The sequence below is a fragment of the Chitinophagaceae bacterium genome (genome assembly GCA_030053935.1).
Taxonomy (GTDB): Bacteria; Bacteroidota; Bacteroidia; order Cytophagales; family JASGCU01; genus JASGCU01.
In genome coordinates this window covers 1-7,436 of the sequence record JASGCU010000045.1, presented here as the reverse complement: position 1 = coordinate 7,436, position 7,436 = coordinate 1, and the positions used below count along the sequence as shown (strand labels likewise).

Below are 7,436 nucleotides of genomic sequence, written 5' to 3'. Positions count from 1 at the left end.
TATAAGTTTTGGTTCACTCCCAGATAGAACTTTTGGAGATGCACCATTTGTATTATCGGCAACATCTTCTGCGGGATTACCTGTGTTATTTTCTGCTTCTAATACTCGTATAAGTATTAATACTAATACAGTAAGCATCAGAGGAACAGGAATAGTAGATATTACTGCATATCAAACGGGAAATGAAAATTATGAAAGTGCAAATGCTGTTTTTCAGATACTTACTATTCAAAAAAGATCTCAGAGTATAAGCTTTGATTCACTCACAAATAAAACTTTTGGATATGCTCCTTTTGTATTATCGGCAACATCTTCTGCGGGATTACCTGTGTTATTTTCTGCTTCTAATACTCGTATAAGTATAGATAATAATACAGCTACTATAAAAGCAGGAGGCACGGTGAATATTACTGCTTATAGTATAGAAAATGATACGGTAACTTTTGCATCTCAAACACAAATACTTACTATTCAAAAAAGATCTCAGAGTATAAGTTTTGGTTCACTCCCAGATAGAACTTTTGGAGATGCACCATTTGTATTAACAGCAATATCTTCTGCGGGTTTAGGAGTTTTATTTTCTGCATCTGATACTCATATAAGTATTAATACTAATACAGTCACTCTCAGAGGAATAGGCACAGTGAATATTACTGCTTACAATACGGGAAATGAAAATTATGAAAGTGCAAACTCTGTTTATCAGATACTTACTATTCAAAAAGCATATCAGAGTATTACTTTTGAAACATTAGCAAATAAAACTTTTGGAGATACACCATTTGTATTATCGGCAACATCTTCTGCGGGATTACCTGTGTTATTTTCTGCTTCTAATACTCGTATAAGTATTGATAATAATACAGCTACTATAAAAGCAGGAGGCACGGTAAATATTACTGCTTATAATACAGGAAATAGTAGTTATGGAGAAGCACACACTTCCCAAACACTACTTATATTAGATGCATGTTGTGGTCATAGAATAACCACAACCATTACTTTTGCTGCTATTCCTAATCTGAGTATAGGACAAATATATCTAATGACTGCTACTTCTCATAGTTCCATGCCCATAACATTTACTGCATCGAATACTATAATAAGTATCAATGGAAATACTATTACTGCAAAAGCATCGGGAACAGTTATTATTACTGCAAATCAAGAAGCAAATACAGAATATAATTCTGCTACTGCTACTCAAAACGTAACGGTGACAAATCCTATTTTCTTAACCCCGACTCTTACTTTTGCTGCGATTCCGAATCTGACCGTAGGGGAAAGATTTGTAATGAGTGCTACTTCCAATAGTCCTGTTCCAATAACTTTTACTTCATTGGATACAAATAAAATAAGTATCACGGGAAATACTGCCACTGCAATAGCAGTTGGAAACGTAGTCATTACCGCAAGTCAAAAAGCAAATGCAGAATATAATGATATTACTATTCTACAAACGGTCACTATAATAAGCAGTGTATCCATACTCACTTTGATAGAAACAAGAAACCCTGCTATTCGCATCTATCCTAATCCTGCTCAAGATTATATAACCATTCAGTATGATAAGACTCAAAAGGTTTCATCAGTGAAAGTATATGATATTACGGGAAAGAATTATCAATTAGGAGTTAAGAATTACGAATTAGGTTTGAGTGTAGATTTGAAAACTTTATCCAAACGAGAATATATTATTATAATATATGGAGAAAAAGGGGAAGTATTATTAACAGAAAAAGTAATAAAAGAATAAATATAATTTTTTAATTTTATACCGAGAATGGCAGAGAAAAAAAATATCTGCCCTTTTTTGTAGGGTAAAATTTGCATCAATAAATTTTTGAGATATCTTTCTCCCTAAATTTGTAATCTTTTTTAAATAAAATCATATTTTTTTTTTTTTTAATCAAAAAAATACACAATACAGAATCAGAAATAAAAAAATAAATATTATATTATAAAATTGTAAAAAACAACAAGTTTTTTTAGTTAGATGGGTTCTAAAAATTGATTTCTTCAAAAAAAAGTATTGGTAACTATTGGTTTTTTAAGGGATACACTTTTTAGGATTTGAATTTTTAGAACCCCTCTTATTAAATATTTTTTCAAAGAAATTTTATTTTAGAATTTTACATCAGATAGGTTAAGAAATAACAAAAAATAAAACACAAAAGATATAGATGGAACATAATATAATATTGCAACTCCTGTTGATTATAACTACTTTCTCTCTTGTTGACACAAGTACCGGTACACAACCAAGAGAAGAGGAATCTTTTTTGTATTGCCTTTCCGTCGATAGCAAAAAAATACTTTTCTATAATTTTTTTAAAACGCCTTTTAAATTTTGTAGATATTTTGGGAGATTTCCGCCCTCTATACCCCTGTTCTTGCAGGGGTAGAATCTCTCGTAATGATTCTCCCAGAAAAGAAACAAACAGCTTTTTTTTAATATTTTTTGAAGGCATTGTTTTTGCTGAGAACAACTTTTCAGAAGATTGCAACGTATAAGAAAACAAGTAACAAATAAGATTACAAATTTAATAGGATATGAGTGTTCAATAGTTAAAAAACGAACAAAATGAACTATTAAAAAAAGTATGGTACATAAATATATTTTCATATTTTTCCATGAAATACAGAGAGTATAAAATGGTATCCTGTACTTTTTAAATTTCAAAATTATAAAAATCAATTTTTAGAAACCACCTTTATTTATTAAATTACAATTATATAACAAAGAATCATGAATGCAAAGTGTAAATTTTTTTCGTATGGGATTTATTTTGTAATCCTAAATTTTGTGCTGTTTGGAGGATATGTGTGTTTTGCACAAAACCCTTCTTTTTATTTAGATAATGTAACCCCCACTTCTGTAAAAGTAGGTGAAAATATTACTATAAGCGGCGGAACATTTACAGAAGATATAAGTGTTTCTATAGGAAACATATCTGCAACAATTGTGAGCAAAACAACCTCTCAAATTGTTGTTACTGTACCCAAGGAACTCTCTTTAGAGAATAACGATCCTACTTTTGTAGCAACGGTAAGAGTATTTAAGAATGGCATTGGTAATGCAGCAGATACTACCAACACATTCTTAGTACAGGTAAGAAATTTTGATACAGAAAGGATCGCTTTTTGGGGAAATAAATCTTCTGCACTTCCTATCCCGTTTTCAAATATTTCTGATATTGTGGAGGTATCCTTAGGAAAAAAACACAATATAGTACTTCGAAAAGATGGAACTATTAACGTATGGGGAAATATAACCATTGCCCTAGACACAGCAAGTGATACAGGAGATAATTTTGATAATCTTACTAGCATAAACACCCCTACTTTTAACATTGGATGTCCTACGAATGATGATGTCGTAAATAAAATCATAGAATTTTTTGATGCTTCTAACAACCATCAAAAAATAGGAACAAGCACCTGTGCTAATGGAACGACCACTATTACTACACCCGCTTTAGATACAGGTATTCATAAAATAATAGCAAAATATACCTATTCAAATAATACTTCTGATTCTGTTTCTACTTTGATAAATATTATAGTTCCAGGAACAGAAGATCAATGGGTAGATAGAGACAAGAATGGACTCATAGATATCTATTATATAGAAGATTTAGATACAGTGAGATACTCTTTGGATGGAAAATATTATGGAAACAAAAAGAAAACAAAAGGATGCCCCGGCGGAAATTGCTATGGGTATGAACTCAAAAGAAACCTGGACTTCACAATAACAAAACACTACAAAGCAAAGACCATTCCTAATAGATACAAAGCCAATACTCCTTGCGGATCGGACACTCTCTGCGGATGGATACCTATAGGAACGAACAAATATGGACAACTTATTGATAAAACATACAGTGCAACTTTTGAAGGAAATTATAATACTATTAGAAATTTCATTATAAGAAGTGGCACTACAGGAATTTCAATCCCAGGCAATTCTTATATAGGTCTTTTTGGATCAGTAAAAAAAGGAATTATGAGAAATGTATCCATAGAAGATGCTGAAATACATGTATCTTTGAATGCGAACGATTACGAAGAAGCGTATGTAGGAACTCTGGCAGGAAAAGCAGACAGCTCTCACATAGCATATTGTAATGTGAAACAAGGAAACATCAGTAGTAGTATTAAGGGAAACGGCAACTTATATGGTATGAGATTAGGAGGGATTGTTGGATATTTCAATAATGACACCATAACACATTCATTTTTCTCTGGATATATAAATGGAAGAGAAGGACTATCATCATCTTGCGGGGGGATAGTAGGGTTTCTTGAATCTGCGGTTGTCTTTCGTTCTTATGCTTTAGGAAAGATAGATTTTGAAATGACGGGTCTTAGTCCCCAGTATACTGTCCAGGCAGAAAATACAGCAGTAGGAGGGGTAGTAGGAATTTGTTCTGGGTCATCCCTCATACAATCTTTTATGGGTGGGACCATAAGGCGTGACGGGAACAGTAGTGCCCTTCCAGGAAGATACGGAGGACTAATAGGGGAAACAAGAAACAATAATACTATTATTCAATGCTCTTCTTTAGGATTATTGACAACTGTTAGTCAAGTAGAAATATCAACCGCAGGAGGATTAATAGGGGCTAATAAGTCTGGTACTACAACTGTTATAGGAAGTTTTAATACTAAAAAACTCATAAGTAATTGTAATGTTAAAGATAAAAATGTAGGAGGAATCGCAGGTTTCATAGCTGAAGGTTTTTTATCTGTCAAAGAAAGTTATTCAGCAGCTCCACTTCTTGCTTCACGCATAAATAATAATGGATACTTAGGGGGAATATTATCAGAGAGATCCTCATCTTTTGCAGCAGACAAACTTTTTTGGAATTCCGATGCAATGTTTCTTGACTATGTAGATGAAAATGGAAATAGTTCAGTGTCCTCTCAATCGATTTCAAAACAAGATTTTGGTAATATATCTGATACTATACGATATGGTTTACCTATAGATAGCATACGCTTGGGGTGTTCTGATTATTATAGCAAGAGCATCTGCACTATGGGACCGGGTTTTGAATATACTAATAGATTGCTTCCAAAAATACAATTAGGAGCGAGAGTACGTATAAATGGGATTCTTTTTATAGCAAATAATAAAAATGCTACTAACCTGACCATAGCATCAGAAGTAACCAATGTTATTAATAGCACAGGTTCTCTTACCCGTGCTACCGCTGTGATAGAAGGAGTATCTTTTACTGCCGATAGTACCAAGATTACCAATATACAAGCACCTTATAAAATCAGTAATTTGGAAAATGGTTTGGGAATAGTTTTAGAAGATCTTCCTACTATATTAGATTTTAATAACAGAGACAGCGATTACCAAGAATTGGATGAAAGCGGTTTTTCCATTAGTAAATCAACCAAGGTACCCATAGCTGCAAAAACAAATATTGTAAGCATTGCCGCTGGTGGAAACGGAAGTATCGCATTAAAAAATGATGGAATTCTCTACGCATGGGGAGATACTACCCATAAACAAACCGTACTCCCTGCGGACATTACGAGAAGTTCTATAATTTCTTTAGCAAGGGGCGAGAGCCATTCTTTGGTACTAACTTCTCAAGGAAAAGTTATTGCTTGGGGAGATAATACATACGGACAAAGTACTGTTCCATCAACCGCTACTTCTCACATAGTTAAGATAGCTGCGGGAAGGTACCATTCGCTTGCCCTCTCTAAAAACGGAAAGATTATCTCTTGGGGAAAAAGCACTTCAGGGCAACTACCTGACACAAGTGTTTCGGGAATAAGAGCAATCGCTGCGGGTGAAAATTTTAGCGCTGCCATTGATACCGCAGGAGAAGTCTATACATGGGGAAGCATTCAAAATACTTCCCGAGGCAAAAACGGATTTTATAAAGCTATATATGCAGGATATTCTCATTTTATTACCATGGATACTATTCAGTATATAAAGAGTGTAGGAAATAATTCTTTTAAACAATTAGATTTTCCCGATGCAATTAGTGATGCCAGCACCCCGTATGTAGCAACAGGAGGAAATAGAAATTTTGTTCTATATTCTCGAAGATATCAGTACCTAAGTTTTAAGGATATTCTACAAAAAACTTATGGAGATGCTCCCTTTGTTTTGAATGCAAGTACTAATAGTGGTTTACCATTAAGTTATTCTGCTTCTAATACTCTTGCTTCCATCAACAATAATACCGTTATTATAAATGGGGCGGGAACAGTAGAAATAACAGCTTTTAACACGGGAAATGGAGCTTATTTAGAAACTTCTGCTACACGAATACTTACTATAAACAAAGCGAATCAGAGTATCAGTTTTGAAAGCTTAGCAAATAAAACCTACGGAGATGTTCCTTTTGTTTTACAAGCCACCTCTTCTGCGAATCTCACTGTGTTATTTTCTGCATCCAATACTTTGGTAGCTATAAATAATAACACGGTAACCATTAACGGAACAGGAACGGTGAATATTACGGCTTATCATACAGGAAATAATAATTATTTGTCAGCGTCTGCCATACAAATATTTAGTATATCTAATGCAAATAATGGGAATAAACCAACACCTACCCCTACTAAACCAACACCTACCCTTACTTTTACTGCTCTTCCGAATCTCACCATAGAGCAAAAATACACTCTCGTAGCTACTTCTAATAGCCCTGTTGAGATAACTTTTGTATCCAGTGATGAAAAAATAGCAACTGTAAGTGGCAATACGCTTACCGCTGTCGGAACAGGGACAGCATCTATCATTGCAAACCAAGCAGAAAATCCACAGTTTAATAGTGTTTCTGTTCAACAAATACTCACAGTAACAAACAAAGTAGAACCTACACCCGCACTTACCTTCGTAGAAATACCTAATACTTCTATTCGTATCTTCCCGAACCCCGCAAATGATTATATAACCATTCAATACGATAAAACCCAAAAAATTGCATCTGCGAAGGTATATGATATAATGGGATATGGGGTAATGGGTATGGAGTATATTGGTAAGGATGGCATACCTATAAATATAAAATCCCTGCCCAAAGGAGAATATATTATAATAGTATATGGAGAAAAGGGAGAGGTTTTGAAGGCAGAAAAGGTAATAAAAGAATAAATATTTATTATCATACATACTAAAAGAGAGCGTTGATGAGACGCTCTCTTTTTTTGTCATCACAGATATTGAATAGCTTGCTATCAAATCCCTGTATCTTTTTTGAGATTTGGGGAATTCTATAAAAAATGTATCTGTTTTTATAATTTTTAGTTAATTTTAGTTAAATAATTGTAAAAAACATAAAAAGTTTGCGAAATATATAAAATAAAATGGATATTGCATATTATATTACTATGTAATACATAATACTATTGAATAAGTAATACTATTGAATAAGTAATACTATTGAATAAATAGT

At 33.2% G+C, this 7,436-nt stretch carries 2 protein-coding genes; both read left to right on the top strand.

Annotation, left to right across the window (positions count from 1 at the left end; translation table 11 throughout):
• Positions 1-1,756 (top strand): T9SS type A sorting domain-containing protein (locus QM536_05960; GenBank protein MDI9356554.1); only part of this gene is annotated, 1,756 nt, incomplete at its 5' end.
• A 993-nt stretch (positions 1,757-2,749) separates the two neighbouring features.
• Positions 2,750-7,135, top strand: a complete 4,386-nt coding sequence (locus tag QM536_05955) for a T9SS type A sorting domain-containing protein (protein MDI9356553.1) — start codon at positions 2,750-2,752, stop codon at positions 7,133-7,135.
• Positions 7,136-7,436: the final 301 nt, after the last annotated feature.